23 protein-coding genes and 1 tRNA gene are annotated in these 25,481 nt (G+C 61.9%); 8 read left to right on the forward strand and 16 right to left on the reverse strand.

What is annotated here, in order from left to right; translation table 11 throughout:
• The first annotated feature begins 78 nt into the window (after window positions 1-78).
• Complete coding sequence (locus tag PWM43_RS08730; RefSeq protein ID WP_289842109.1) at window positions 79-366, forward strand: DUF1330 domain-containing protein; 288 nt, start codon at window positions 79-81, stop codon at window positions 364-366.
• 12 nt (window positions 367-378) lie between these two features.
• Here PWM43_RS08730 and PWM43_RS08735 read toward each other — a convergent pair whose 3' ends face one another.
• Together PWM43_RS08735 and PWM43_RS08740 are read right to left on the reverse strand one after the other, a co-directional pair.
• Window positions 379-2,556 (reverse strand): ComEC/Rec2 family competence protein, encoded by a 2,178-nt coding sequence (locus PWM43_RS08735; RefSeq protein ID WP_289842110.1) that lies wholly within the window; start codon window positions 2,554-2,556, stop codon window positions 379-381.
• 6 nt (window positions 2,557-2,562) lie between these two features.
• Window positions 2,563-3,339, reverse strand: coding sequence for a T2 family ribonuclease (locus tag PWM43_RS08740; protein WP_289842111.1), 777 nt, complete (start codon window positions 3,337-3,339; stop codon window positions 2,563-2,565).
• Between PWM43_RS08740 and PWM43_RS08745 the strand changes: the two genes are divergently transcribed.
• Window positions 3,338-4,018, forward strand: coding sequence for a hypothetical protein (locus PWM43_RS08745; RefSeq protein WP_289842112.1), 681 nt, complete (start codon window positions 3,338-3,340; stop codon window positions 4,016-4,018). The genes PWM43_RS08740 and PWM43_RS08745 overlap by 2 nt on opposite strands.
• A 78-nt stretch (window positions 4,019-4,096) precedes the next feature.
• Here PWM43_RS08745 and PWM43_RS08750 read toward each other — a convergent pair whose 3' ends face one another.
• The 3 genes from PWM43_RS08750 to PWM43_RS08760 are packed head-to-tail and all read right to left on the reverse strand — an operon-like array spanning window position 4,097 to window position 6,291.
• Entirely contained in the window at window positions 4,097-4,681 is a 585-nt protein-coding gene (locus PWM43_RS08750) for an RsmD family RNA methyltransferase (protein ID WP_289842113.1), read from the reverse strand.
• Window positions 4,682-4,705: 24 nt separating this feature from the next.
• Complete coding sequence (locus PWM43_RS08755) at window positions 4,706-5,572, reverse strand: pseudouridine synthase (protein WP_289842114.1); 867 nt, start codon at window positions 5,570-5,572, stop codon at window positions 4,706-4,708.
• The gene (locus PWM43_RS08760) at window positions 5,569-6,291 is read right to left on the reverse strand and encodes a gamma-glutamyl-gamma-aminobutyrate hydrolase family protein (RefSeq protein ID WP_289842115.1); all 723 of its coding nucleotides are present in this window, start codon (window positions 6,289-6,291) and stop codon (window positions 5,569-5,571) included. The genes PWM43_RS08755 and PWM43_RS08760 overlap by 4 nt, the downstream gene beginning before the upstream one ends.
• A gap of 81 nt (window positions 6,292-6,372) precedes the next feature.
• Between PWM43_RS08760 and PWM43_RS08765 the strand changes: the two genes are divergently transcribed.
• Window positions 6,373-6,819 (forward strand): nucleoside deaminase, encoded by a 447-nt coding sequence (locus tag PWM43_RS08765; RefSeq protein WP_289842273.1) that lies wholly within the window; start codon window positions 6,373-6,375, stop codon window positions 6,817-6,819.
• A 14-nt stretch (window positions 6,820-6,833) separates the two neighbouring features.
• Here the strand turns inward: PWM43_RS08765 and PWM43_RS08770 are convergent, their stop codons facing one another.
• Entirely contained in the window at window positions 6,834-7,295 is a 462-nt protein-coding gene (locus tag PWM43_RS08770; RefSeq protein WP_289842116.1) for a hypothetical protein, read from the reverse strand.
• Between the two features lie 344 nt (window positions 7,296-7,639).
• Here PWM43_RS08770 and PWM43_RS08775 point away from each other — a divergent pair, with 344 nt between their 5' ends.
• The 3 genes from PWM43_RS08775 to PWM43_RS08785 all read left to right on the forward strand — a co-directional run bounded on the left by PWM43_RS08775 (window position 7,640) and on the right by PWM43_RS08785 (window position 12,927).
• Window positions 7,640-9,196 (forward strand): Do family serine endopeptidase, encoded by a 1,557-nt coding sequence (locus tag PWM43_RS08775; protein WP_289842117.1) that lies wholly within the window; start codon window positions 7,640-7,642, stop codon window positions 9,194-9,196.
• A gap of 258 nt (window positions 9,197-9,454) precedes the next feature.
• Window positions 9,455-12,160 carry a DNA translocase FtsK gene (locus PWM43_RS08780; protein ID WP_394356055.1) on the forward strand — a complete coding sequence of 902 codons (2,706 nt, stop codon included), beginning with the start codon at window positions 9,455-9,457 and terminating at the stop codon, window positions 12,158-12,160.
• On the forward strand, window positions 12,157-12,927 hold the full coding sequence (locus PWM43_RS08785) for an RluA family pseudouridine synthase (protein ID WP_289842118.1): 771 nt from the start codon (window positions 12,157-12,159) through the stop codon (window positions 12,925-12,927). The genes PWM43_RS08780 and PWM43_RS08785 overlap by 4 nt, the downstream gene beginning before the upstream one ends.
• Here PWM43_RS08785 and PWM43_RS08790 read toward each other — a convergent pair.
• Genes PWM43_RS08790 through rfbB form a run of 5 tightly spaced genes read right to left on the reverse strand, consistent with a single transcriptional unit; the run spans window position 12,867 to window position 17,383 of the window.
• A complete protein-coding gene (locus PWM43_RS08790; RefSeq protein WP_289842119.1) occupies window positions 12,867-13,874 on the reverse strand; it encodes a glycosyltransferase in 1,008 nt (335 codons plus the stop codon). The genes PWM43_RS08785 and PWM43_RS08790 overlap by 61 nt on opposite strands.
• Window positions 13,875-13,897: 23 nt before the next feature.
• Window positions 13,898-14,794 (reverse strand): dTDP-4-dehydrorhamnose reductase, encoded by an 897-nt coding sequence (rfbD, locus tag PWM43_RS08795; protein WP_289842120.1) that lies wholly within the window; start codon window positions 14,792-14,794, stop codon window positions 13,898-13,900.
• Window positions 14,791-15,351, reverse strand: coding sequence for a dTDP-4-dehydrorhamnose 3,5-epimerase (gene rfbC / locus PWM43_RS08800; RefSeq protein WP_289842121.1), 561 nt, complete (start codon window positions 15,349-15,351; stop codon window positions 14,791-14,793). Before rfbC ends, rfbD begins: the two co-directional genes overlap by 4 nt.
• A gap of 53 nt (window positions 15,352-15,404) precedes the next feature.
• Window positions 15,405-16,328: a glucose-1-phosphate thymidylyltransferase RfbA gene (gene rfbA / locus PWM43_RS08805; protein ID WP_394356056.1), complete on the reverse strand. Its 924-nt coding sequence runs from the start codon at window positions 16,326-16,328 to the stop codon at window positions 15,405-15,407.
• Window positions 16,328-17,383: a dTDP-glucose 4,6-dehydratase gene (gene rfbB / locus PWM43_RS08810; protein ID WP_289842122.1), complete on the reverse strand. Its 1,056-nt coding sequence runs from the start codon at window positions 17,381-17,383 to the stop codon at window positions 16,328-16,330. Before rfbB ends, rfbA begins: the two co-directional genes overlap by 1 nt.
• A gap of 164 nt (window positions 17,384-17,547) precedes the next feature.
• Between rfbB and PWM43_RS08815 the strand changes: the two genes are divergently transcribed.
• Window positions 17,548-19,617: a hypothetical protein gene (locus tag PWM43_RS08815; protein ID WP_289842123.1), complete on the forward strand. Its 2,070-nt coding sequence runs from the start codon at window positions 17,548-17,550 to the stop codon at window positions 19,615-19,617.
• A complete protein-coding gene (locus tag PWM43_RS08820) occupies window positions 19,614-20,279 on the forward strand; it encodes a histidine phosphatase family protein (protein ID WP_289842124.1) in 666 nt (221 codons plus the stop codon). Before PWM43_RS08815 ends, PWM43_RS08820 begins: the two co-directional genes overlap by 4 nt.
• A 917-nt stretch (window positions 20,280-21,196) precedes the next feature.
• On the opposite strand, the gene PWM43_RS08825 is transcribed toward PWM43_RS08820, so the two are convergent.
• The 5 genes from PWM43_RS08825 to mnmG all read right to left on the reverse strand — a co-directional run bounded on the left by PWM43_RS08825 (window position 21,197) and on the right by mnmG (window position 25,477).
• Window positions 21,197-21,272, reverse strand: a tRNA-Lys gene (locus PWM43_RS08825).
• A gap of 84 nt (window positions 21,273-21,356) precedes the next feature.
• Window positions 21,357-22,241, reverse strand: a complete 885-nt coding sequence (locus PWM43_RS08830; protein ID WP_289842125.1) for a ParB/RepB/Spo0J family partition protein — start codon at window positions 22,239-22,241, stop codon at window positions 21,357-21,359.
• 5 nt (window positions 22,242-22,246) lie between these two features.
• Entirely contained in the window at window positions 22,247-23,053 is an 807-nt protein-coding gene (locus PWM43_RS08835) for a ParA family protein (RefSeq protein ID WP_289842126.1), read from the reverse strand.
• A complete protein-coding gene (gene rsmG, locus PWM43_RS08840; protein WP_289842276.1) occupies window positions 23,043-23,624 on the reverse strand; it encodes a 16S rRNA (guanine(527)-N(7))-methyltransferase RsmG in 582 nt (193 codons plus the stop codon). The genes PWM43_RS08835 and rsmG overlap by 11 nt, the downstream gene beginning before the upstream one ends.
• On the reverse strand, window positions 23,621-25,477 hold the full coding sequence (gene mnmG, locus PWM43_RS08845) for a tRNA uridine-5-carboxymethylaminomethyl(34) synthesis enzyme MnmG (RefSeq protein ID WP_289842127.1): 1,857 nt from the start codon (window positions 25,475-25,477) through the stop codon (window positions 23,621-23,623). Before mnmG ends, rsmG begins: the two co-directional genes overlap by 4 nt.
• Between the last annotated feature and the right edge of the window lie 4 nt (window positions 25,478-25,481).

Genomic DNA, 25,481 nt, shown 5'->3' on the forward strand with positions numbered 1-25,481 from the left:
GATCGGGACAAAGCCTCTTCCCGCTTTTCAAACGACGTTCTACCGCTTGAGGCCGTTCTCTCTGGAAGGAAAGCGCTCATGGCCAGCTATATCGTTTTTACCAAGGAAAAAACCACCGATCAGGCTGAACTCGACACCTACGGATCGCTTGTCGGCGAGACATTCAAAGGCCATCCGGTCAAGATCCTCGCGGCCTACGGCCAGCAGGAAGTCCTCGAAGGCACGGGCCCCGAAGGCGTCGTGATCGTCGAGTTCCCCGACCATGAGGCCGCTCTCGCCTGGTATAACGGCCCGGCCTACACGAAAGTGCGCGAACACCGCTTCAAGGGCGGCATCTATCGCGCGACGCTGGTCGCGGGAGTCTGACGAAACGATCCTCTATTCCGCCTGCGCCATGGGAAGATTGGGCACGCCCCGACTGCCTGGCGCAGGCACCCAGAAACGATCGCCACGCCACGCGCGATCGGAAACCAGTTTCCAGCCATGCGGCCCCGCGTAAGCCGCGAAGGCGCCATCCCGCCATACAGAGAACCGGTCGATAAACGGTAGTCCGGGACAAGCCTCGCGAGCAGGCGATTGCGTCACGAACAACGAGGCCTCCCGACAGAACGCCTCCGGAGGGACGTCGAAACCGTCGGAGCGGTCCTGCGGACGCATCAGCACTACACCGCCAGCCGTCTTGACCCGACAGAACGATCCGTCGCATGTCCCCACATCCGCGAGATCCACGGTGGGGAGGGCCAGAGCCTGCGTCCAATCACGGACGACAAGGCGGTCAAGGCCGCTCCCCATGCCGACAGCGAGGCCCTCATCCACCCGAACCGCCATGCTTCCGGCGTCCGGCGCGACAAGCACGTCGGGCCTTGCGACGAGCCAGGGAGAGGCCATCGCGAACAGGATCGGCAGCAACCCGCAAAGACGCGCCTTCCCGCGCCAGAGGCAAAGGAAGCAAAGGCCCAGCAGGTAGAGCAGCAGCCCCCATCCCGGCATGGCGGGAACGGGTGTCACGGCGACCGGAAAGCCCGCGACGCCGTGCGCCATGCGCATGATGAGGGCGATACCGGCTCCCATGACGTGCACCGGCAGCCTCGCGAGCCCCAGCGGCATCAGGAGGAGTGCGATGATGCCTGCGGGCATCACCCATAATCCTGCCAGCGGAACGGCCAGGAGATTGGCCAGCACGAACCAGGGCTGGAAAAGGCCGAAATGCGCCAGACTGACGGGCAGCGTCGCCAGACCGGCCACGACGCTCGTCAGGACCAGCGCCACACCGTGCGTCCCCGCGCCGCGCAGGACCCCGCCCTCGCCACGCAGATTGAGCAGCCCGCCCCGCATGACGTCATAGGCGGCGATCAAGGCCATGACGGCCGCGAACGACATCTGAAAGGAGACGTCGAGCACGACGTAGGGCGCGAACGCCATGATGCCCAGCGCGACGAGCGCCAGGGCGCGCATGGACAGGACCCGACGGCCCGCCAGCAGGGCGACGGTTCCGAAAGCCGCCATGCCCAGCGCCCGGACCGCCGGAAGATGGCTGCCCGTCAGAAGCACATAGAGACCTCCTGCGACAAACCCCACGATAACGGCGATCTCACGGCAGGGCCATCGCAGGGCGACGGGCGGACAGGCGGCCATCAGCAGACGTAACGCCATCACGACGAACCCCATGACGAGGCCGAGATGAAGCCCCGCGACAGCCAGAAGATGAGCGAGGCCCGAAACGGCGAAATCGTCACGCGTCTGCGTTGAAAGCGACGCGGTCTCGCCCGCGAGCAAGGTGGCGGCGATCGCGCCCCGCTGATCTGGAAGCCACGTCATGAGGCTGGCCGCGATCGCCTCGCGCGTGTGTTCCAGCAGCGGCGTTCGACCGCCGGAAAGAACCGAAACCGTGCCAAGGACAGTCCCTGTACCGGCCTGGCCCGCAAACCAGGCTTCGCGCTGCATGTCACGGCCACCAGGCGACGACGGCCAGGGTGTGAGACGCAGCAGCGCCCGCATCCGCAGGCGCGCGCCCGGCAGAAACACGGCGGGATCTCTCGCCTTCAGGCTGATCCTCAACGTTCGGCGCAGGGGAGACATGCCGATATCGAGCCCGCTCTCAAACACGACGCGCTTGAGCACGACACGTCGATTAGCCTGACCGTTGGTTTCGGCGACGGCGTCGATGCGCGCCACCTCGCCCGAGAGGATAACGGCCCGGGAGGGCAGGTAGGGCATGTCGGGCTGGCGGTGCGCGCAGAGCTGAACATCCAGGAAGCCCGCGGACGCGATCAGAAGCGCGAAGCCACCCAACCGCGCGAGGGGACGCCGCCAGAGCGTTGCGACAATGACGAGCGCTCCGCAGAAAACGACCGCGGGGCAAAGAAACCCGGGCTCATGCCGGGGCAGGAAATACGCGATGGCTCCCACGCCGAAAAAGACCGGAAGCCAGGACGGAAGGCGTCGTCCCTGCTCCTGAACCATCGTCCCGATCCGCGACGGCAGGACCATGCGCGCCGTCGTTTCCGGCGTGAGAACGTCGGGCTCGTCGGGATCGAAACGGAAGGCACCGTTCATGACGCGTCAGGGTGCATGAGGTTCAGGACGCTGGATCAGGAAGCGGGCCGGACAACGTGCGAACGCATCGGGCAAGGGCGCCAGGGTATCGGCATCCGGAAAGCGCGAAAGGCCGTCACGTGAGATACCGAAGGTGATATTCGTCAGCATGACGGGCTCGCCCACGAATTCCGAACAGCGCGGCTGGAAATTTTGTGCGGTGGCGCCCGGGACCACGGCCCGGAGATCGGCTTCGGTTACATACTGGCCCTGATGCGTGGTCAGGAAAACGGCGAGCGGACCGTTGGAGACTTTCCGCGCCAGCCTCAGAAGCGTGCGGCCATAAGCTTCAGGCGTGATCCCGAAACAACGCGCTGAAGTGTTGTATTGATATTGGGCGCTCGTCTTTCCGCCATCACCGTCAAGATGGGTGACATGCTGATTGATCGCGGCCAGCTGGGCCGGATCGATCCTGACCTGCGTGAAATCATGGTGACCATACAGTTCGCAGCCATTCAGCCACCACTGGTGCCAACTCTGTCCCTGTGTCGCAAGATCCGCGGGCAGGGTGGGTTGCAATCGTATCGCGACGATCCCCGCGTCATGCGGCAGACCATCATGGCACGCTTCCGTCCGCACGCCGATTTTTTCAGCCGGACAATAACCGGGCTGCCAGGCAAGATCGAGGCGATAGCCGGTGTAGTGATGCGCGCCCGGCCAAGGCCGACCGTCCGTACAGGCGGAAAGCGTCGAAGCCGCGACCAGTAAGCCGATAAGGCGGAGGACTTGCGGGGTACGGCTCATGAAATACGTCATTTTTTTCGTCATGGTCTCGAAAGGAAGGCCCGGCAGAACGTCTATTCATTCCGTCAGCGCTAACAGCTCGTTCCACATCCATACCATGCCGGTAGGATCCATCGCCCTCAACGCCCTGCGCGATCGGGTGATACATCGCCTGAACGTCGAGATGGCTGCCTTCACCCCACGCGGGACGCGTCAATACGAGATTATCCGCCGAGATATCCACAAAGCTGTCCGCAGAAGGAACACGTCCCGCCTGTGGCCAAAGAGCAACAGAAGCCAGCGCTATCCATACTGGACTGCCATCCCGAATCGTGGCGGTTTTCTGCCGGTTTCCGGCATCATTATCAGGACGGCAAGCGAAATATTGAGCGTGCCGATCAACCTTTTCGTAAGGACTCGTCCGCCCCCACCAGAAGAAGGAAAGCAAAATGTTACCCACAACGTCGTCTGGACATCCGGAGTCGATGAGCGGGCTCAATCCTTGGGCACAGTTTTTTCGTCAGGAGACCATCCCTACGGCAGGGGCGATCACTTTGCCGCCGCCGCTTTACCGTCGCGAAACGGAGTCCCGCGCGCATGTATCGGCACGGCGGACATAAACGGGGAGCTGCGAACAAAGACAGTGTTTCATGTGAAACACCTTCGCGAGTGGGCCAGCTCTCTTCCATATCTGTCGTAGGCACCGGACGGCTCACCGAACACGCCGATGACGGCATCGGCCTGTCCAATTCGACACCTCCCACAAGGCCCGTTTCTCTCACGAAGCCCGTGGGGTTTTCAGTTCCGAGGCATGGCCCGGCCGCCAGATCGTCATCATGGCGGCGCCGAAACGCCGGGATATCAGAGGGGTTTCCACAGTAAGAGGCGGCTCGTCGGCACCAGTCTCGGCGACGATGATCGTATCGGGGCCAATCCATCCGGCCCGCTGCAAAGCAGCAACGCCACGCGGAACAAGATCCTGTCCGTAGGGCGGATCGATAAACGCGATGGTCACAGGTCCGGCAGCCCGTGGCGGTCGCAGCACATCGCAGGATAAAACCCGCACCCGGTCCGAAAAACGCGCCGTCGCGATATTGGCCGCCATGATGGCGCGCGCAACAGCATTCTGCTCCATGAACCACGCCTGGGTCGCTCCGCGCGAAAGCGCCTCCAGTCCCAGAGCCGCCGTGCCCGCGAAGGCGTCCAGAACCGTGGCGTCATGCAGCAGTTCACGCCCCCCCCAGGAGGCATGCATCAGAATGTCGAACAGCGCCTGTCGGGCCCGATCCGAGGTCGGGCGCGTCGTCGATCCCGCAGGAGCCCGCAGGGTCAGGCCGCGCCGTTCCCCGCCGACAATTCTCACAGCCCGCTTCTCATCTCGACAACCTCAGTCCTCGCTCTCCGCCGGAGCCACGCTCTCCGGCGCCGCCAACCGGCGCGCGCGCGTCTTGAGGCGCACGGGGGCCGCAAGACCGGGGATCTGCTCACGGAGGATCTTGGTCTGAACCTCTTCGAGTTCACGCTTTTGCAGCGTGCCAAGCTGGAACGGGCCATAAGCCGTGCGAATGAGGCGGCTGACATGGAGATTGAGCCCCATCATGACGCGCCGGATCTCGCGATTTTTTCCTTCACGCAGTGACACCGTCAGCCAGGCGTTATCGCCCTTGCGCGAATCCAGCCCGGCTTCGATCGGCCCGTATTTCACACCTTCGAACTCACTGCCGTTGATCAGGCTCGCGAGACGCCGCTCGTCCACGACGCCGAAAACGCGCACGCGATAACGACGCAGCCACGCATTGCCAGGCAATTCCAGACGCCGGGCCAGCCCCCCGTCATTCGTCAGGAGTAGCAGTCCCTCCGAGTTGATATCCAGCCGCCCGACACTGACCACGCGAGGCATGCCCTCGGGCAGCGATTCGAAGACCGTCGGGCGGCCCTGCGGATCGCGGTGGGTCGTCATCAATCCCTCCGGCTTGTGATAGCGCCAGACGCGCGTGTGTTCCTGCGCGCCCACGACCTGCCCATTCACCTGCACGATGTCTCCCGGCGCGACGAAAGTCGCGGGATGCTCGACCACCGCGCCGTTGAGACGGATGCGCTTCTCCGCGATCATGCGCTCGACGTCGCGACGCGACGCCGTGCCCGCGCGCGCGAGCCATTTGGCGATCCGCTCGCCGCGCGCGGACGCCACGCCATGCTCGTCGGCGGAGCCATGCTCTTCAGCGGGAAGGTCTGGGGGAAGGTCGGCAGTCATCGTCGTTCCTGGGCAGCCGCAATCAGGGCGGCGAAGATTCGGTCGTCGGCGGGATCGATAGCGAATTCCGGGTGCCACTGCACGCCGATACAGAAGCGCGCGCCATGTTTTTCGACGGCCTCTATGATTCCGTCCGGCGCGCGCGCGCAGATTTCCAGCGTTCCGGGGTCTCTCACCGCCTGATGGTGCGAGGAATTCACAGCGAGTTCGTCACGTCCCGCAATCGCGCGCAGTCGCGATCCGGCCACGACGGATACGGTGTGGCCCGCCTCGTCACGCGGGTTCGGCTGTTCGTGAAGCAGCGCGTCGGGACGGGCGTCAGGAATATGCTGGATGAGGCTCCCGCCACATGCGACGGCCATGAGCTGCATCCCGCCGCATATGCCCAGAACCGGCAGGTCACATTTCAACGCGGCTTGCAGGAGCGCCATCTCGGCCTCCGAACGACCCGGCTTGAGCGTGGTCTTGGGGTGGCGATTCTCACCAAACAGGGCCGGGTCGAGGTCGAAGGCCCCGCCTGTCACCACCAGCCCGTCGAGCCGCGCGACCAGGGCTTCCGCCTGCGCGGGATCATGTCCCAGTCCGACCGGCAATCCTCCGGCCCGCACGATCGCATCGCCATAGTTCCGACGCAGCGCATACCACGGCCAGCGCGAGAACGCGCCCGGGGCGCCAGGTTCGATATCGAGCGTCACACCAATGAGGGGAGAAGCAGTCATGGAGCAAGATTAGAACAGAGCCTCGCGAAAGCCCATTGTGTCTGCACGCGGCCAACGGGCATTCTGGTCCTCATGACGCTCATGGACTTGGCATTGAAACAGGCACGACTGGCCGCCGAACGCGGCGAAGTGCCCGTCGGCGCCGTGGTGCTGGGACCGGATGGCGCCATCCTTGCGGAAGCGGGCAATGAAACCGAGGCGTCCCGCGATGCCAGCGCTCATGCGGAACTGCTCGCCATGCGCCGCGCGGCGCAACGCCTTGGAACGGCTCGACTGACCGGATGCACGGTCGTCGTGACGCTTGAGCCGTGCCCGATGTGCGCCGCCGCGATGTCACATTTCCGGGTCAAACGCCTTCTGTTTGGCGCCTATGATCCCAAAGGCGGAGGCGTGGAGCATGGTCCGCGCATCTTCGACTCCGAACGCTGCCTTCACCGTCCGGAAGTCATCGGCGGCGTTCGGGCCGAAGAAAGCGGTGGTCTGCTCCGTGATTTTTTCAGCGCGCGCCGTGCCCCCCGGAATGGCTGACGTGCCGAAAGTCGTCACTCGTCAGGGCAGCGATTCCGGCTCTGCGGGAAATCGGAGCAGATCCGGTTTTTCTCCGGGTTCCATATGAAACGGACCATCTCGCTTGCCGAGCCATCCGCCTGGGCCTGCGCCACCAGCGCGTCGATCGCCCGCACACGGCCATGGACATAGGTGAGATCGACGTTGCCGGAATAGCGGCCCGTGCTGTTGTCCATGCCCTCGAAATGGGTGGGCTTATGTTCCTTGCCCGGCACCCCGAAGAACTGGACGATCTCTTTGGAGGTCTTGTTTTCAAGAGCCTTCAGAGTCGCCTCCGACAGGTCCCGGCACGTAATCTCCGGGCGCTCCTCGTCACCAGGATCGGACGTCCAGCAGGCTGAGTTTCCGGCACCCGTCGCCGCGTGCGCTCGCCCCATCACAGGCGTCACAGCCAGCAACGAAAAGAGCATGACGGTCGGGACAAAAATTTTGGACATCGATTTTCCCCAGTTGGCGGACGTGCCTCTATACCAGTCTTATAAGGCAAGATGCGATCGCTTCAAATTCTGCCATCATCCAGATGGAAATTTTCATTTATACGGGTGAATTCCTGTATTCATGAACCATAAAAATTCTTTTACTTAAAAATATGGAAAATTTTTGAGTATGGGATATTTTTTCTCAAACTATGTCTTACCCATCTTTCATCTGAACTCACTCTTGGTTTTGCGAAATTCCGGTCATATCTGTTTGAGTGTCCTTGCCGCATTGCGGACCGATCCTGACACATCGGCCCGTCAGGCGTTAAGCTGCATATTTTGGTGTCCTGGTGGAAACGAGCATGTCGAACCTTTCCCGTAAGCGCTTCGCGCTCTCGAACTCACGTCGCTTCCTTGCTCTGGCAAGCGCCCCTCTTCTCGCGTTCAGCCTGGCGCAGACCCCCGCCCACGCGGCAGGCCCGATCAAGCCGCAGACGCAGGTCGAGCACCTTCCGAATTTCGTCAATCTGGTCAAGCAGGTGAAGCCGGCGGTCGTCTCCATCACCTCGCATATCCGCGCCGACGTCGCCGCGCGGGAAGAGGGCGGCATGCCGGATCAGGGCGAGCAGCAGGGTTCGCCTTTCCCGTTCCCCTTTCCGTTCCAGATGATGCCGCAGCAGCAGCCCAAGCGGACGGTCGAGGCGCGCGGTTCGGGCTTCATCATTTCCAGCGACGGCTATATCGTCACCAACAATCACGTCGTGAACGGCGCAACCCGTGTCTCCGTCACACTCGATGACGGGACGACGCTGCCGGCCAAGGTGATCGGCCACGATCCGCAAACCGACGTCGCCCTGCTGAAGATCACACCCAACAGCCCGCTCTCCTTCATCGAACTCGGCGACTCCGACGAAGTGCAGCCCGGCGAATGGGTGGTGGCGGTCGGCAACCCGTTCGGACTGGGAGGAACCGTGACCTCGGGCATCGTCTCGGCCCGGGGCCGCAACCTCAATTCCGGCGCCTATGACGACTTCATCCAGACCGATGCGCCCATCAACCAGGGCAACTCGGGCGGTCCGCTCTTCACGCAGGACGGCAAAGTCGTGGGCATGAACACGGCCATCCTGTCGCCATCGGGAGGCTCGGTCGGCATCGGCTTCGCCATTCCGTCGAACACGATCAAGAACGTCGTCGACCAGCTTCGCAAGACCGGTCATGTCGTGCGCGGTTATCTGGGCCTCACGGATCAGAGCATCTCCCCGACCATGGCCAAGGCCCTCGGCCTCAAGCCGGGCGAACCGGGCGCTCCGCCGATGGGTTCGCTCGTCGCCAGCGTCAATCCGCATGGGCCGGCCGACAAAGCCGGGGTGAAGGCGGGCGATGTCATCACCACGCTCAACGGCAAGCCGATCAAGGACGGGCATGACCTGGCGGTCCATGTCGTTTCCATGACCCCGGGTTCGAAAGCCACGCTGGGCATCCTGCGTGACAACAAACCAACGTCAATCGACGTCGTCGTCGGCAATATGAGCAAGGACAAGGCCAGCGGCGACAGCGATGATGCGACCGATGATTCGGCCAGCAACTCCAGCAGCCGAATCGGGATTTCGCTCATTCCACTGACGCCGGATGTGCGTCAGCAGCTCGGCGTGGATGAAACCGTCACGGGTACCGTGGTGAACGGTGTCGATAGCGGCTCGCCCGCGGAACATGCCGGAGTACGCCCTGGCGATATCATCCAGGCTGTCGGCACGACGAAAGTGACGTCTCCGCGCGCCGCCATGACCGCCGCCCGCTCCATTCTGAAGACGAAACAGCCTGTTCTGCTCAGAATCCTGCGCGACGGACAACCGCTCTTCATCGCCATTTCGCCGAATTCCTCCCAGGATGACGACGGCGGGAGCGACGACGGCCAGTGACGATGACCGGTCCCTGAATTCCGGAAAATCATCGAAACGGGGCGTCGACCGCAAGGTCCACGCCCCGTTTTCATCTGCGCTTCATCCCCGTTCCGAAGATTTCACGATCGGCACCAGCCTTATCCACGACAAATTCATGTTTTCTTCTGTTGTTAAGCGCTTCGCGGCTATAGTTAAGACGAACCCGATTGCCGCCATTCCCGTGTCCGCCCATCGCTGGGGCGCGACCTGCCCGCTTGATGACAGGATCGTATTTCTTTGGCCTCGTTCAGCCGCATGACCTCTCCCGGAGCCTCTTCTTCCAAACTACGAGACCAGCTTCGCGCCCGCCTCGCCGAACTCGGCGGGCTGGGCCTGCTCGCCGCGGCGCTGACGCTTGGCGTGGCTCTGTGGAGCTATAACCCGGTCGATCCATCCTTCAACACGTCCACCGGAACCGCCCCGACCAATATGCTCGGGCAGATCGGCGCTTCCCTGTCCGATTTCCTCGTGCAGTGGTTCGGTCTCGCCAGCGGTCTTCCGATCGTCGTGCTGATCGCCTGGGCCTGGCAGATCGTGCGCCGTCATGCCCTTGGCGCTCCCATTCTGCGGATTTTATCTTTTCTGGCCCTGCTTCCGGTTTCCGCCGGTGTCGTGGCGTCGTTTCAGGTCATGATCCCGGCGCTCTCGGGAACCTGGCCCTCCCGTGCGGGACTGGGCGGCCAGATCGGCCGTTCCCTGGCGGAGCACGCCGTCGGTGCGGGCCGGGCCGAGCTTGGCAATATCGGTGCTATTCTCGGCTTTCTTCTCGGATGGCTCCTGTTTCTTCTGCTTCTGCCTCTGGCGATGGGACTGACCCGTCGGGAATGGCGGATGCTCGGGCGCGGCGTGACGATGGCCGCGCGCCAGCCCACGCAGATTGTTCGTCGTCTCAACGGCCATAAAGAGCCTTCTCCCGAACCGGACTGGAAGCGCTACGAGGCGCAGGTCGCGCCGATCGTGGATCGCAACGCCAACAACCGGTCCCCGGACGAGACACGCGAACGGAATTTCACCCCCGCCCGGACCGGTTGGCTCCAGCCCCCCAGCCGACAGAACGAAGCCCCACCGGCCGCGCCGGCAGAAGCCGTCGAAACAAAAGCCCTGACGGTTCCCGCCAATCTCTACGCCAATCAGCTGGCCACGATCGCCCGCGACGGAGAACAGCAGCAACGGCCTTCGACACGTGCTCCAACACCCGCGCCTTATGATGACGACGAGGCTTTCGCGCGCCCGCGCTCCATGACCAGCACCGCGCCGCAGCGTGACGGGAATGAAGGACGTGCGGATGCGGCTGCCGAGACGGCGGAGCCGGTGGGCATGTTCAAGCGCGGTCTTTTCAACATGCTGAAAGGCGAGCGGGCGGCGGCGCGCCCCAACCCCGCCGCCGCGCCAGGCTGGGAGCCGACCGGCTGGAAGCCCCCTCCCCTCTCCCTGCTGACGAAAACGCCGCCTCACGCCATGACCGGCCCGTCGAACGAGGTGCTTCAGGCCAATGCGCGCCTCCTTGAAACCGTGCTGGGCGATTATGGCGTTCAGGGTCAGATCGGCGACATTCACGCGGGCCCCGTGGTCACGCTTTATGAACTCGAACCGGCCCCAGGTATCCGCTCGGCGCGCGTGATCGGACTGGCGGATGATATCGCGCGCTCGCTTTCCGTGCTCAGCGTGCGTATCGCGACCGTGCCGGGCCGCAACGTCATCGGCATCGAAGTGCCTAATGCGGCGCGCGAAACGGTCTATTTCTCGGAATTGCTGGAAGCGCCGGACTGGCGCGATGATCGTGGGCAGCTGACGCTTGCTCTCGGCAAGGACATTGCCGGCAATCCGGTCTATGCCGATCTCGCGCGCATGCCACATCTGCTGATCGCGGGCACCACAGGTTCAGGCAAGTCCGTCGGCGTGAACGCCATGATCCTGTCACTGCTCTACAGGCTCTCGCCAGAAGAGTGCCGCCTTATCATGATCGACCCCAAGATCCTCGAACTGTCAATCTATGACGGCATTCCGCATCTGCTGACGCCGGTCGTGACGGAACCCGCCAAGGCGGTGTCGGCTCTTAAATGGACGGTGCGGGAAATGGACAAGCGCTATCGCGCGATGGCGCATCTCCAGGTCCGCAACATCGCGGGCTATAACGAGCGCGTGCAGGAGGCGCGGGCGTCTGGAGAATTGCTGACCCGCCGCGTCCAGACAGGCTTCGATCCGGAAACCGGCCGCCCCGTGTTCGAGGAACAGGCGCTCAACCTTGAAGCCATGCCCTATATCGTCGTCTTCATCGACGAAATGGCCGATCTGATGATGGTGGCGGGCAAGGAGATCGAGACGGCGGTACAACGTCTGGCCCAGAAGGCCCGTGCCGCCGGGATTCACGTCATCATGGCGACGCAGCGTCCATCCGTGGACGTGATCACCGGCACGATCAAGGCCAATTTTCCCACGCGCATCTCGTTCCAGGTCATCAGCAAGTTCGACAGTCGCACGATTCTTGGCGAGCAGGGCGCGGAACAGCTTCTGGGACAGGGTGACATGCTGTTCATGCAAGGCGGCGGTCGCATCACCCGCGTTCACGGACCGTTTGTCGGTGACAGCGAAGTCGAAGCCGTCGTGGCCGATCTGCGCTCCAAGGGCGAACCGATCTACAACGACGATGTCGTGGCAGGTCTCGACGAGGAGAGCGAGAGCGGTGGCGGCAAGGGTGGGAGCGGCAACGGCCTGAACGGGGGCGCCTATGATGCGGAAGCCAGCCTGTTCGATCAGGCGGTATCCATCGTGGCCCGGGAAGGCAAGGCTTCGACGTCATTTATCCAGCGCCATCTCTCCATCGGCTATAACCGGGCCGCGAAAATCATCGAGCAGATGGAGAAAGAAGGTATCGTGAGCGCGGCCAATCACGTCGGCAAACGCGAAGTTCTCATCAAGCGTCAGAGGGACGACGAGGAATGAAACGTCCGGTGTCGTCGGCACCGGACGCAGCCGCCTTTCCCTATCCTGTCCTTTACAGAAGCCCGCGGCTGATCGTGATCGACAAACCCGCGGGACTGCCGGTCCATGCGGGACCGAAGACAGGACGGACTCTGGAAGATGCGTTCCCCCTTCTTTCTCTAAGAAAAGATGGCCCCTGGCTCGTGCATCGACTGGATGCAGATACATCCGGATGCGTGCTCGTCGCACTGCGGAAACAGGCGCTCATCCAGGCGCAGGCCGCCTTTCAGGGCCGCCAGGTGCGCAAGACCTACTGGGCCGTGGTCGAAGGCCACCCGGCGGACCATTCAGGCGAAAACGCTTCAGGCGAGATCAACGCCCCGCTCCGGCGGGACGAGCAGCGTAACGGCTGGCGGATGATCGTGGATCCCAGGGGCCAGCCAGCCCGCACGGGATGGCGTGTTCTGGGCCGCGATGGCGACAGGTCGTGGCTGGAACTCACGCTGCATACCGGTCGGACCCATCAGGCGCGCGCCCATTGTGCCGCGCTCGGCTGCCCGATCCTGGGCGACCCCGTTTATTATCCACTGGAGAACCGGGCATCTGGAAATCGGGCCGTTCCCCTCCAGCTTCTCAGCCGTCGGCTCGAAATCACCGTCGGCGAGGAGCACATCGATACCTGTGCGATACCGCCCGAAGCCATGACGGCGTTCCTCGGCCGTATGGGCTATCGTCCATCCGATAGTACGAACCAGAAACGGAACAGCCAGGTCTCTGACGGCGTCTGACGCACCAGACCGGGATATCGTCTCAGGAGGCGCGCGCGCGCCCATCGACCACGCGGCAGGGTGTGTGCCAGATCGACGAGCAAGGCGCGGGCCTTCGGGGTTGCGATGGCCGGACGCGACATCAACCCCGCCACGTTTGCGGAGAATGTCGCCATGAACTGATACGGCCCGCGCCGTAACGCCGCGAACGCCCGATGCAGACGCGAGCGGTTGGCTCCCACGACGTTCCGCCCATGCTGGCGATAATAGCTGACGCAGCGTCCGTCAGCGACGACGACCCCACCCGTGGCCGTCACGACGAGATAGGCCCACCAATCGTGAAGAACCTCTTCCGGCGGCGCAAAATCCACCAGAAGAGCGCACGCGGCGGCCGAAAGCATCATCGTGTGACCCGTCACGATATTCTGCGTCAGCGCTGCTTCGAAACCCGGCGGACGAAGAAAGGGCGGCGACTCGCCTTTTACAGTCAGGGAGGCATCCGTCAGATACTGGCGGGCGCAATACAGGGCCGGGCCGGTGCGATGACCAGCAAGCGCTGTGACAGCCCAGTCGAGCTTTTCCGGCAGCCAGACATCATCCTGATCCGCGTAGGCCACCATCGCGCCTGGAGGCACCAATGTCAGGAGATGGGCGAAGGAACGGGCGACGCCGAGTCGTTCCTCACATTCACGGCTTTCGATACAGCGTCCCAGTCCTCGGTGAGCCTGAAAGGACAGCATGATCGCCCGTGACGCATCATCAGACCCGTCATCGCGCCAGTAAAGCGTCCAGTTCCGATGGGTCTGCGCAACGAAGCTGTCGAGCTGCTGGTTGAGGAAGGCTTCGCCGTTATAGACGGACAGTAGGATGGCGACAGGCGCTTCCTGCATGTCGCCCCCCCCAACCATGCGCGGCACCCAGCTTCGAGGTGCGGCACTGTCACGTGCTTTGGAATCGGGATGCCGCACGGAAGCGAGGTTGAGCCGTCAGTTCAGACTTTGGCGAAGAGCTTGCCCACGGTATGCGCCACGCTGTCGCGCCATTCCGGGAGCTTCACGCCGAAGACGCGTTCGAGTTTGCCGCAATCAAGGCGCGAATCCTGCGGACGCTTCGCCGGTGTTGGCCAGTCCTGCGTCCGGATGGCCAGAATTTCCGGCACGGCCTGCCCATGTTTTGCAGCTTCTTCGAGCGTTGCCACCGCCAGACCGTGCCATGTCGTGTCGCCCTGGCCGCTGGCGTGATAGATGCCGGCGTATGAGTCTTTCCAGCCGCCCGTTTCGATTTTCGCGATGATCGCGAAAATGGCCTGTGCGAGATCATCGGAGCTGGTCGGATTACCGCTCTGGTCACCGACAACCTTGAGCTGGGGATTTCTGGCCCCGGCATTGATCATGGTGCGCACGAAATTCTTGCCATGGGCCGAATAGACCCAGGACGTCCGCAGAACGATGGACTGTGGATTGGCGGCGAGCACGGCCTGTTCGCCTGCGGCCTTCGTGCTGCCGTAGACCGTCTCCGGCGAAACGGGATCGGTTTCGACGTAGGGAGCGCCCTTATCCCCTGAGAAGACGTAGTCCGTGGACACGTGTATCAGAGGGATACCCGCCGCCGCGCAAGCCGTGGCCAACTCAGCCGGCCCGGACTCGTTGGCGCGGGTCGCGCCTTCCTTTTCGGTCTCGGCAAGATCCACGGCGGTCCAGGCCGCCGCATTCACGACGATTTCGGGATGATATCTGGCGATCGCCGCGGCAATCGTCTCGGGGCGGTCGAAATCGAATTCGGGCCGTCCCACACGGATTACACGCCCCTGACCGAGAGTTTCGAGGGAAACGGCCAACTGCCCGCTGCCGCCTGTGACGAGGATTTTGCCCTTGTCCTGCGCGCTCATGAGTATTGGAACCAGTTGGTGGCTTCGGTGAAGTGCGGTGCGACAAGGTCCTTGTCGGACAGGACGGCGTCCTTCGGATTCACGGGCCAGTCGATCGCGATATGAGGACAGTTCCAGATGACCGCGCGTTCCGACGCCTTGTCATAGACGTTGGTGCATTTGTACTGCACCTCGGCATTCTCGGTCAGTGTCACGAAACCATGCAGAAAGCCCGGTGGAATCCAGAGCTGGGACCAGTTTTCTTCCGAAAGCTCGGCTGCGACCCACTGACCATAGGTCGGTGAGCCCGTGCGGGCATCCACGGCGACATCCCAGATCGCCCCCCGCGTGCAACGCACCAGCTTGCCTTGGGCATAGGGGGCAAGCTGACAATGCAGGCCACGCACGACGCCCTTCTGGCGCGACAGACTCTGGTTGTCCTGAACGAACGGAAGATCGATACCCGCTTCCGTCATCCGCGACAGATTATAGGTTTCGGAAAAGAAGCCACGATTGTCTCCGAAACGCGGCGGCGTCACGAGAATGACTTCGGGTATTTCGAGACGTTCGACTTTCATGATCCTGCCTTTTTTCTGCCGTCAGCGATGGGGAATCGACCGGTCGCGGACCTTCAGTTCTTGCTGACAGTCGCGAGCGGTTGGCCGTGCTCCGCCAGCTCGCGGAGCATACGGCCGAGATCCGTCTTCGCGACGCGATGGGCGAGCGCCAGAAGCTGCTGCTTGTCGATGAAGCCCATTCGGAAGGCGACTTCCTCCGGCGATCCAACCAGCATGCCCTGACGCGACTGGATCGTCTGCACGAATGTACCCGCCTGCATGAGGCTGTCCGGCATGCCGGCATCCAGCCACGCGCAACCTCGGCCCAGCCGGTCGACCTGCAACGTTCCTTCTTCCAGATACATGCGGTTGAGATCGGTGATTTCCAGCTCGCCGCGTGGGCTCGGCTTGACCCTCTTGGCAAAGTCGACCACACGGTGATCGTAGAAATAAAGGCCCGTCACCGCCCAGTTGGACTGGGGCTCTGTCGGCTTCTCCACGATTTCCAGAGCCCGACCGTTCTCGTCGAACGAGACCACGCCGTACCGCTCCGGATCGCGCACCTGATAGGCGAAAACCGTTGCGCCTTCGGGACGCTTGGCTGCGGCGCGCAGAAGCACGCCAAGATGGTCGGCGAAGATGAGGTTATCGCCAAGCGCCAGCGCACTCGGCGCACCGTCAAGCCATTCATCGGCGATCAGGAAAGCCTGCGCCAGCCCGTCGGGCGACGGCTGAACACGATATTCAAACTTCACGCCGAACTGCGAACCGTCGCCCAGCAGCCGTTGGAACTGGGGAATATCATGCGGGGTGGAGATGATCATGATGTCCCGGATACCCGCGAGCATCAGCGTCGACAGCGGATAATAGATCATCGGTTTATCGTAAACCGGCAGCAGCTGCTTTGATGACGCAAGCGTCATGGGATGCAGGCGCGTGCCGGAACCGCCCGCGAGCAGAATCCCCTTCATGGGGGTCGAGAAAGAGACGCTCGGCATCAGGAATTCGTCCCTAGTCGCTGGCCCGTATAGCGACGGGCGCGGATTTCTTCCCACCAATCACGATGATCAAGATACCATTGGACCGTCTTACGGATCCCGGTTTCGAAATCGTGCTTGGCCTTCCAGTCCAGCGCCTCTTCGGCATGGCTCGCATCGATTTCGTAGCGGAAATCATGCCCTGGACGATCGCTCACAAAACGGATCAGGCGCTCACGCGGGCCGGCGGGGTCGGGCACGAGTTCGTCGAGCACGGCGCAAATCGTTTTGACAACGTCGAGATTCGTGCGCGGTTGCCGCGCGCCGATCGCGTATGTTTCACCGGGCTTGCCGATTTCAACAGCCTTGACCAACGCCTCAGCGTGATCCTCGACGAACAGCCAGTCGCGGACGTTTTCACCCTTGCCGTAAACCGGCAGTTCCTTGCCTTCAATCGCATTGATCGTCACCAGAGGGATCAATTTCTCGGGGAAGTGCCACACGCCATAATTGTTCGTCGTGTTCGTAACGAAGGTCGGAAGGCCATAGGTATGATACCAGGCGCGCACGAGATGATCCGAGGCCGCCTTGGACGCCGAATACGGGCTTCGCGGATCGTAAGGCGTCGTTTCCGTGAACGGCGGATCTTCCGGCTCGAGATGGCCAAAGACCTCATCGGTGGAAATGTGGTGAAAACGGAAGGCTTTCTGCTCGTCTGCGCCCAGACCGCTCCAATATTTGCGAGCCGCTTCCAGGAGGGAATAAGTTCCAACGACATTGGTCTGGACGAAAACGCCAGGGCCGTCGATCGAACGATCCACATGGCTTTCGGCGGCGAGATGCATGACCGCGTCAGGCTGGAAGCTCTCGAAAAGCCGCTGCATCTCCACGCCATTGACGATATTGGCCCGAGCATGGCTGTAGCGATCGTTTGACGCAACCTCGGACACTGTGTCTTCCGACGCCGCATAGGTCATGCAATCGACGTTGAGAACACTATGTTCGGTGTTGCGTATGATGTGCCGCACAACCGCCGACCCGATAAACCCGCATCCGCCGGTCAATAATATGCGCATCGACGGTCTTCTCCCGAACAGACGTTTTCTATCCCATTCCTTAATACTTACCGAGAGGGAAGGAAAGGGCCGCCGCCTCTCGCGCCGATAACGCTCTTGCTTTAGACAGGGGCCACGACAAAGCCACAGCGGCCCTGAACCATGGACCGTCGAAGGAATTGCACATGCTCCAGGACGGGCTCACACGAACGCTTCTTGAAACGCTGGATCGTCCCGATCTGCGGACGATCGCGGGGCCGGTCGATGTAAGTCTGGATGTTCACCTCGCGATTCCATTTCGCGTCTGCGGCCCCCGCGTGGTGCTGGGCGGTCTGGCTCTGGAGCGGCCGGAACTGTCGCCCACCCTTCTGCGGCATGCGCTCGAACTCGCCCGCCTCCGCCTCGATGCGCCTGACATCGGATGCGAATACGCCATTTTCGCCTCGGCCCGTCTCGCCGCGTTGTTTCACGACCTCACGCCCGAAGCATGCTCAACGACGGACATCCTCCCATGGATTGACGTGCTGAGACAGGATCACGTCCCACCGGTGCAGGTGTTGCACACGCTCTGGTCCCAGCTTTCGGGAATGGTCGCCGATGCTCCGGAACAGATCGATGGCGAGGCCGCTGCCAGAGGACTGGAACGCGTCTGGCCGATGCTGGGGCCAACGGAAGCACTCATGGCGGAAGGCGGCGACGCGCGACTGGCGGTCGACCCGGATACGGGCCTCAATCGCTATGGCTGTTCTCACCGGCCTCGTCCCTGGGCGGTCACCTTCGCGTCCTCCACAGCTTCCTCTCTTTCGGAGCGTGGTTTCGAAGGGGCGGAAAATGCAAGACGACGCGCGGTCGTCGCGATCCTGCGCGGGCACAATGTCGATCAGGCCAGAGAGGCCTCGAGCCAAGACGCCAGAATCGCTCTGGCCCGATGTTATGGTGTCATGCCGGAACAGGTGATTCTGGCGGCGTCAGGCACCGATTGTGAACTGGCCGTGCTCGCGATCGCTGCCGACCGTGCGAACGCTCGCCCTCTGTCCAATATTCTCGTCGCTCCGGACGAGACCGGAAGCGGCGTCCCGCTGGCGGCGGCCGGCCGACATTTTGCGGACGAGGCAGCCAATGATGCGATCGTCACAAAAGGAGCACGCGTCGAAGGTTTCCCGGACGCGACCATTCTGCACGGGGTGGCAATCCGCGACGGTGCCGGCTCACCACGAGAAAGCGCGGAAATAGACGCGGAATGTGAAGCGACCATCGCCAGAGAGATATCGGCGGGGCGGCACGTTATCCTGCACCAGCTCGACATGTCCAAAACGGGGCTGGTCGCGCCGCGCGAAGACCTGCTTGAGACGTTGCTGGCGCGCTTCGACGGGCGTCTGGACATCGTGGTGGATGCCTGTCAGGCTCGCCTCGAGCCCGCCCGCATCCGCCAGATGGTCGCAGCGGGGATCATGGTCATGGTCACGGGGTCCAAATTTTTTACCGGACCGCCGTTCTGCGGCGCGCTTCTGTTACCGCAGGCGCATGTCGCCCGACTTTCGAAAGCCCGTCTGCCCCGTGGGCTTTCCGCATACGCGCACAAGGCTGAATGGCCGCCTCTGCTGGAAGACAACGCGCTCCGCGACGGCGCAAATTTCGGCCTCGCGCTTCGATGGCATGCGGCTCTGGCGGAGATGCTTGCCTTTCTCGCCATCCCGCCGGACCGTATCCGTGCGACGCTGGTCGCATTCCTTGAGATGGGTCGTGACGCGATCGACGCGAATCCCGATCTTGAATTGCTTGAACCTCCGGCTCTCATCCGACCGCCGATTGAAGGCCGCCCCGGCTGGGATGACGTGCCGACCATTCTCTCGTTTCTCGTCCGCGATCCTCAGGACCACGAGCGCGTCATGGTCCTGGAAGACACTCGCAGGCTGCATCGCTGGCTGAACGCCGACCTTTCTCCCTGGATCAGGAATTCACCAATCGCTTCGCGCCTGTGCCATCTTGGCCAGCCCGTCCCCGTGAACGCCCCTCAACTGGGTGACGCTACCCTGGCAGGCGCGCTCCGTCTGTGTGCTGGCGCACGTCTCGTCTCCGGGGAGCCCTCGCATGCCGGCATGGATCCTTCCGCGCGCCTGATCCGAGAGTTCAATGACGCCCGCGCGGCATTGGCGAAAATCTCCCTGATCCTGCAAAACTGGGATAGCCTGCGTGCGGCCGATCCCGTTCCGCATTACGCCCCTCTTCAGATGGACCGACAGGGAACCTCATGACGCAGTCACACGGCCACTTTCTCGATGCCATGCAGCTCCCTTCGGGAGTCACCCGTTTCTGGCTGATTCGCCATGCTCTCGTCGAGCCGCAGGCGCGTCTGCGGCTCTATGGGGCTCTGGACGTCGATGTCTGCGGCGACAGCCTCATGGCTCAACGTCCTTATTATGAAGCGATCGCCCGGCGCCTCCCGGAAGATGCGCGATGGGTGGTCTCCCCACTCCGTCGCACCCACGCGACGGCCCAGGCGATTTTTGAGGCTGGCTATGGCAACCGCGACATGCTGATCGAACCGCGTTTCATCGAGCAGTCCATGGGGGAGTGGCACGATCTTCCTCATGGTGACCTTCCACGCAAGCTCCGGCAACGCGCGCATGATTTCTGGTCCACCTCCGCCAGCGAGCAGCCCCCCGGTGGCGAAAGCATGCTGGATGTCTGTGCCCGCGTCGGTCATGCTTTGGATGATCTGGCTGAGGTGAACGCTGGCCGCGATACAGTGGTCGTCAGCCATGGGGGCGCCATTCGCGCAGCGCTTTCTCACGCTCTGCAGGTTCATCCCGACACAGCGCTCCGCTTTGCCATTCAGAACCTGTCCCTGACAATTCTGGAGCGCATCAATGGCGTCTGGAGAGTTGTGACGGTAAACGAACTTCCTGCGGGCTGAAGCCGTGACGACCGCATGACCTCATGCAGCGCGTGTTTCAGGTTCTCAGATCTATAAACGCGTAATTTTTGGAATTTTCAGGAATTTCTCATCGTATATATAAATGCAATCGACGTAATAATTGTCATAATCAACCAGAATATGCTGAAATGGAAGCTTCCATCCGCGTCCATCGACATGGAAACACATACGGCGATCAGGCATAACGTCGCGACGACACCTGTAGCTCCCATCCACGCCATACGGTGCTTGAGCATGAAACTTCCTATCTGTTCATTGGCCGAGGCCACGACCCGCCGAGTGAAAGAGTGGGTTTGTACAATCAGGCCGCAGTATCAGCCTGATTCAAGAGAGACGCAAGCAAACTTGCCAGCATGAGGCTGTTCGCAAAGAAGCGGACTTCCCTCTCTCGCCTCCTGTCGGAGTCCCGGGACTTCATCCATGATCCATGGCGCTTGACACCGGGAACCGGTCGATCAACTCGCCATTCCGTGTCGAATCGATGAAGAAGGAGGAAGGCGGGAGGAACTAAAGCAGGAATGTCAGGCTCTGGGATACTTGAATTTGTTCCACATATGGAACAGCAGAAACTTCCGGTCGATGAAGAATGTGTGTGGCGCAGGGAGGCCAAGATCCGGCGACTTCTTGACAGTGCGCGTAAAATTCGGAGCTTAAGGATTTAAGCACGCTTCCCGATGTAATGGTCAAAATCTGGACGTCATGCTCGTGAGAGTAAGGCTAATCCTTACTGGCTGAACACGCCTGTAGCCGAGCCGCGTCGATCTGCGCCCGAATGCAGGCGGCGATCGACATCTCCTGACATTGATGAGCGAAGAGACATCTGAAGTGGCCGGTTCGCATCACCGCCAAAGACTCAAAAATCTGGAATTTTCCGAGAGAAAGACCGGAAGGAACGATGGTGGGCACACAAGGGCTCGAACCTTGGACCCGCTGATTAAGAGTCAGCTGCTCTACCAACTGAGCTATGTGCCCATCGTTCCGTTCCGGTGGCGGCCTTCTAACAGCGCATTCAGAACCCTGCAAGAGGATTTTTTTGAATTCTCCGAATTCGCCGTCCTATTTATGATCCGGATTGAGAAGGCGAAGGATACCATCAAATTGCTCTAACGAGCGGTAGCCCAGCTGAAGCGTGCCACCTTTTCCATCAAATTTGATTTTAACCTTCAGACCCAGTCGCGACGAAAGATCACGTTCGAGATGCACGATCTCGGTATCTCCGGAGACGGACGTGGGTGCCTGAGCAATACGCGGCGCCTGGCGCGCCAGAGCTTCTGTCTGCCGGACGTTCAGGCCACGCTCAATCACCTGTCCGGCCGCTGCGACCGGATCAGGATGCGCGAGCAGGGCGCGCGCATGGCCCGCACTTAAACGCCCTGCACGGACATGCGCGCGAACCTCCTGCGGGAGTTGAAGAAGGCGCAGGGTATTGCCAATATGCGGGCGCGATTTGCCAACCGAACCCGCCAGTTCTTCCTGCGTGAGCGCGAAGTCCGTGAGCAAGCGCTGGAGACCCTCCGCTTCTTCAATGGCGTTGAGATCCGCACGCTGCAAATTCTCGACGAGTGCCGCCGCCATGGCATCACCGTCATCAAATGCGCGGACATGAACCGGCATTTCATGCAGACCCGCCCTTTGGGCCGCACGCCAACGGCGCTCACCCGCAATGATCTGGTAGTGCCCGGCCTTGGCCGGATCAGGACGCACGAGAATGGGCTGAAGTACACCCCGGCTGCGAATGGAGGCGGAAAGTTCTTCCAGCCGTCCTTCATCCATATCCTGCCGGGGCTGGAAGGGGCCGGGCGCCAGAAGATCGATACCAAGCGTCGTTGCCGCCGGAACATTTTCTGACGACGGACGCGTGACCTTGACGAGATCGGACGCCTGATCGCCCAGCAACGCCGCCAATCCGCGCCCCAGACGTGGAGCGTCCTTCTTCGCCATCGTTTTCAGCCTTTCCGTTCAGGACGTGCGGCAACCCGTGCCGCCAACTCGTCGGCCAGCATACCGTAAGCTGTGGCGCCACTGCTGCGACGATCATATTCAAGAACCGAACAACCGTGGCTTTGCGCTTCGGAAATACGGATATTCCGAGGAATCACGGTTTGCAGAACCTGTTCACCAAAAAAACTGCGAGCATCGGCTGCAACGAGTTCGGAAAGATTATTGCGTCGATCATACATCGTCAGAACGATGCCCGCGATGTGCAAATCAGCGTTAAACGCGCGACGCACACGCTCAACCGTGCGAACCAGTTGACTGATCCCTTCAAGCGCAAAAAATTCGCATTGCAGCGGCACAAGAACACCGTCAGCCGCGACCAGCGCATTCAGCGTCAGAATGCCCAGGCTCGGCGGGCAGTCGATCAGAATAAAATCGTATTGCGAGGCGAGTTGCTGGAGGGCTTCCTGCAATCGATATTCCCGCCGCTCGGATGCGATAAGCTCGATTTCGACACCAGCGAGATCGTTATCCGCCGTGATGATATGAAGGTTCTCGACGCTGGTCTCGCGCGCCCAGGACGCTGCCGGGGCTTCCTGCATTAGGGCCGCGTAACTGCCATTACCGCGCTGATCGTAACCCACGCCAAGGCCGGTTGACGCATTCCCCTGCGGGTCGAGGTCTACGAGCAGGACGCGTTTGGACCCTGCGAGCGCAGATGCGAGATTGATGGCGGTTGTCGTTTTACCGACGCCCCCCTTCTGATTGGCAACCGCGATGATGCGCGCTGCTCTGATCTTGTCGTTACTCGACACGCCGGATGTCGCTCACTTTGATGATGGCACCGTTTTCGTCAGTGCGACTGTTCAGGATCTCGTGGCTCATGTGCCAGTTCGCTTGCGCATCGGTCAACTCATCGGGCAGCGCTTTCCCCTTGAGAAAGAGCGCCTGACCGCCGGGGGCGAGCAATGGCTGGGTCCACTCCAGAAGCTTGGCCAAAGGCGCCAGAGCCCGCGCGGTCACGAAAGAAGCCGGGGCCGGTCGCGCGGCTTCGATGCGTTGCGCCAGCACCTGCGCCCGGACACCGCAAGCACGTGCAGCCTCCCGCAGAAACGCCGCCTTGCGTTGATCCGATTCGATAAGCGTCATTTCCGCATCTGAGGCAATGCCGACGATCAGGCCGGGAAAGCCGCCACCCGAGCCGAGATCGATGACGCGAGCCCCTCTCGGAACAAGCGGCGCGATCTGAAGCGAATCCTCGATATGCCGGGGCCAGAGTTGGGCCAGATCCCGCGCACTGACGAGGTTGATCTTCGCGTTCCATTTGATCAGCAACGCGGCGAACGTCTCCAGCCTCGCCTGCGTTTCACGTGAAACATCCATCAGGCAGCGAGCCTGAGATGCGCCAGCAAAGCGACAAGCGCCGCAGGCGTGACGCCGGAGATACGTTGAGCCGCAGCAAAATTGACCGGACGGGCCGCGGCAAGGCGCTCGCGCATTTCCGAGCTCAGACCGCCGATGGTCGTATAATCGAGATCGGGCGGGAAATTCAGAAGGGCGTCTCCTTCCATCTGTCGGATCTCCCTGTCCTGCCGCTGAAGGTAGCCATCATATCGTGCCTCCGTTTCCACATGACGGCGGATGCGTTCGGGCAATGCCCCAAACCAGGGTGCCAGCTGCACCGCCATCTCCGGGGTGGCGCGCGCCGCGAACGCATCGCAGAGGGAGCGTCGGCGACCATCCTGTGAAATCGCCAGACCCGCGTTTTTCAATTGCGCCGGTGTGAAGACGCTTTCCGAAGCCCGCGTCACCGCGTCGTCGATCAGGGCTTTGGTCTTCGCAAAGACGGCAGCCCGCTGCGCGCCGACACAACCGGCACGCTCGCCCTTGGAAGTCAGTCTGAGATCCGCATTGTCGGCGCGCAGCGTCAGGCGATATTCCGCTCGTGATGTGAACATCCGATAGGGCTCGGATATCCCCTGAAGCGTCAGATCATCGACCATGACGCCGAGATAGGCTTCGCTGCGCTCGAAAATGACGGCATCCTGCCCGACAGCCTTTCTGGCGGCGTTCAGGCCTGCCAGCAGGCCCTGAGCACCCGCTTCCTCATAGCCCGTCGTTCCGTTGATCTGACCGGCGAGAAAAAGCCCCGGAAGAGCGCGCAGTTCCAGACTTGGAAACAGCTCGCGCGGATCGACGTAATCATATTCGACGGCATAGCCAGGCATAACGATCCGTGCCTTTTCCAGACCCGGAATGGACGCGATCATGGCCGCCTGCACATCGGCCGGCAGGCTGGTGGAAATACCATTGGGATAGACCAGGTCTCCGCCCGGGTTGCCCGGCAGACCTTCCGGCTCGAGAAAAATCTGGTGCCCGTTGCGCTCACCGAAACGCACGACCTTGTCTTCGATCGACGGGCAGTAGCGGGGCCCCCGCCCTGAAATCGCGCCACCGTACATGGCCGATTTTTCCAGGTTGTCGCGGATGATCTGATGGGTTTCGCCCGTCGTTGTCGTGATGCGGCAGCAGAGTTGCGGATTGGTGATCCGTGCGGTCATCGTGCTGAAAGGTTCAGGCTGGGCATCGCCATCGTCACGCTCCAGCGACTCCCAATCGATGCTGTCACGCGCCAGCCGGGCTGGCGTGCCGGTCTTGAGACGCCCCATACGCAGACCGAGACTTTCGAGACGCAGCCCGAGCGCGGCCGCCGGTCGCTCGCCGACGCGTCCCGCCTGTTCCTGGGTGTGTCCGATATGAATCACACCGCGCAGGAACGTGCCGCTCGTGAGAACCACGGCACCAGCGCGATAGATCACCTCGTCCGCACAGACGACACCCTGAACCCTTGGACCGTCGAGCAGCACGTCGACCACCTCGCCTTCGCGCAGTTCCAGATTCGGGGTCGCATCGAGGAGCCTTCGGATGGCGGTTCGATAGAGCGAACGATCGGCCTGTGCCCGTGGACCGTGCACGGCTGGCCCTTTGGAACGATTCAGTAGCTTAAAATGAATTCCCGCAGCGTCAGCAGCACGCCCCATCAACCCGTCCAGCGCGTCGATTTCCCGCACAAGGTGCCCCTTGCCGATACCGCCAATCGCCGGGTTGCAGGACATGACGCCAACAGTTTCCAGGCGCTGGGTCAGGAGCAGCGTGCGCGCGCCAAAACGTGCCGCCGCCGCCGCCGCTTCGCAGCCCGCATGTCCTCCTCCAATGACGATGACGTCGTAGGCGCTCACTTCA

Origin of the sequence: Brytella acorum, from assembly GCF_029309905.1 — a bacterium.
In the GTDB taxonomy this organism is placed as follows: Bacteria; Pseudomonadota; Alphaproteobacteria; order Acetobacterales; family Acetobacteraceae; genus Brytella; species Brytella acorum.

Bases quoted from the DNA above. Each gene is read 5' to 3' on its own strand.
- rfbD (WP_289842120.1), bottom strand. From the start codon at position 14,794: ATGAGCGCGCAGGACAAGGGCAAAATCCTCGTCACAGGCGGCAGCGGG.
- PWM43_RS08830 (WP_289842125.1), bottom strand. From the start codon at position 22,241: ATGGCGAAGAAGGACGCTCCACGTCTGGGGCGCGGATTGGCGGCGTTG.
- PWM43_RS08730 (WP_289842109.1), top strand. From the start codon at position 79: ATGGCCAGCTATATCGTTTTTACCAAGGAAAAAACCACCGATCAGGCT.
- PWM43_RS08820 (WP_289842124.1), top strand. From the start codon at position 19,614: ATGACGCAGTCACACGGCCACTTTCTCGATGCCATGCAGCTCCCTTCG.
- PWM43_RS08775 (WP_289842117.1), top strand. From the start codon at position 7,640: ATGTCGAACCTTTCCCGTAAGCGCTTCGCGCTCTCGAACTCACGTCGC.
- rfbC (WP_289842121.1), bottom strand. From the start codon at position 15,351: ATGAAAGTCGAACGTCTCGAAATACCCGAAGTCATTCTCGTGACGCCG.
- PWM43_RS08740 (WP_289842111.1), bottom strand. From the start codon at position 3,339: ATGAGCCGTACCCCGCAAGTCCTCCGCCTTATCGGCTTACTGGTCGCG.
- PWM43_RS08785 (WP_289842118.1), top strand. From the start codon at position 12,157: ATGAAACGTCCGGTGTCGTCGGCACCGGACGCAGCCGCCTTTCCCTAT.
- PWM43_RS08755 (WP_289842114.1), bottom strand. From the start codon at position 5,572: ATGACTGCCGACCTTCCCCCAGACCTTCCCGCTGAAGAGCATGGCTCC.
- rfbA (WP_394356056.1), bottom strand. From the start codon at position 16,328: ATGCCGAGCGTCTCTTTCTCGACCCCCATGAAGGGGATTCTGCTCGCG.
- PWM43_RS08745 (WP_289842112.1), top strand. From the start codon at position 3,338: ATGAAATACGTCATTTTTTTCGTCATGGTCTCGAAAGGAAGGCCCGGC.
- PWM43_RS08735 (WP_289842110.1), bottom strand. From the start codon at position 2,556: ATGAACGGTGCCTTCCGTTTCGATCCCGACGAGCCCGACGTTCTCACG.
- rfbB (WP_289842122.1), bottom strand. From the start codon at position 17,383: ATGCGCATATTATTGACCGGCGGATGCGGGTTTATCGGGTCGGCGGTT.
- PWM43_RS08770 (WP_289842116.1), bottom strand. From the start codon at position 7,295: ATGTCCAAAATTTTTGTCCCGACCGTCATGCTCTTTTCGTTGCTGGCT.
- PWM43_RS08765 (WP_289842273.1), top strand. From the start codon at position 6,373: ATGGACTTGGCATTGAAACAGGCACGACTGGCCGCCGAACGCGGCGAA.
- PWM43_RS08760 (WP_289842115.1), bottom strand. From the start codon at position 6,291: ATGACTGCTTCTCCCCTCATTGGTGTGACGCTCGATATCGAACCTGGC.
- PWM43_RS08815 (WP_289842123.1), top strand. From the start codon at position 17,548: ATGCTCCAGGACGGGCTCACACGAACGCTTCTTGAAACGCTGGATCGT.